Genomic DNA, 1428 nt, shown 5'->3' with positions numbered 1-1428 from the left:
GGCCGCGCCCAGGGAGATGGTGTTTGAGAAGGCCACCTGTAATCCGGTGGACTATTAGGAGGCAATCGCCTCAATGGTCACTTTAGCATCGTTTGTCTCATTCTTGGAGTCGGTCTTCTTCCGGCATTCAGCGAGGACTTCCCGGCCCAGGTAACGGCGTTGCTCGGTCCATTCGTCGTTCTGCTCGGCCAGCACCGCACCGACGAGCCGGATGATCGAGTCGCGGCTGGGGAAGATTCCCACCACGTCGGTGCGGCGGCGGATCTCCTTGTTCAGGCGCTCTTGGGGATTGTTGCTCCAGGTCTGGCGCCAGACGGCCTTGGGGAAGGCGGCGAAGGCCAGGATGTCCTCGCGCGCCTCGTCCAGGTGCTCGGCCGCAGCCGGGTACTTGACCTCCAGCGTCTGCACGACGTGCCGGTGCTGGGCGTAGACGGAGGTGGCATCGGGCTGCTCGAAGACGGTGCGCAGCATGGTCGCCACCCACGGCTGGGCTGACTTCGGGACGCGGCAGAGCAAATTTCTCGCGTAGTGAGTTCGGCACCTCTGCCAGGACGCACCGGGCAAGGTGGCGGCGATCGCGTCGCGCAGCCCGGCGTGACAGTCGGAGGTGACCATCACCACTCCGGACAGGCCGCGGGCGACCAGGCCGCGCAGGAACGCCAGCCAGCCCGCGCCGTCCTCGGAAGAAACGACGTCCAGGCCGAGGATCTCCCGCTGGCCGTCGGCGTTGACGCCGGTGGCGACCAGGGCGTGCACCGTCACCGTGCGCCCACCCTCACGCACCTTCTGCGTCAGCGCGTCCACCCACACGAAGGTGTACGGGCCACCGTCCAGCGGCCGGGAGCGGAACTGCTCCACCATGCCGTCCAGTTCGGCGGCCATCGCCGAGACCTGTGACTTGGACAGGCTGGTGATGCCCATCGCCTCGGCCAGCTTCTCCACCCGCCGCGTCGACACCCCGAGCAGGTAGGAGGTGGCCACCACCGTGGTGAGCGCCCGCTCGGCCCGGCGTCGCTTGTCCAGCAGGAAGTCCGGGAAGTAGGAGCCTTGCCGCAGCCGTGGCACGGCCAGCTCGATCGATCCTGCCCGGGTGTCCCACGGCCGGGTGCGATAGCCGTTGCGGGTGTTGACCCGCTCACTGCTGACCTCGCCGTAGCCGGCCCCGCACAATTGCTCGACCTCGGCATCCATCATCCGCTGAGCGAACTCGCGGATCATCGTCCGCAGCAGGTCCGGGCTCGCCGTGGCGAGAGTGTCTTCCAAGTACTCCCCGGCAGCGGGCACAATGTCATTGACGGCCACTTCGTCCCCTTCGTGTTGATGTGAGCGAATCGAAGGATTACGGAGTGGCCGTCTCTTGTCACATGGATCTCACCCGCACCACAGCATGGGCTAGATCACCCGCACACCATCTCCCTGGACGTGAAC

1 protein-coding gene is annotated in these 1428 nt (G+C 66.4%); it reads right to left on the bottom strand.

Features of this window, described 5'->3' with window-relative positions; genetic code table 11:
• Positions 1-54: 54 nt before the first annotated feature.
• On the bottom strand, positions 55-1302 hold the full coding sequence (locus tag AC5L3X_RS39115; protein WP_494863846.1) for an IS256 family transposase: 1248 nt from the start codon (positions 1300-1302) through the stop codon (positions 55-57).
• Between the last annotated feature and the right edge of the window lie 126 nt (positions 1303-1428).

The sequence above is a fragment of the Nonomuraea sp. CX421 genome (genome assembly GCF_059358955.1).
Note: the sequence above shows the minus strand (reverse complement) of the source record. Positions and strands in the feature narration are given on the sequence as shown.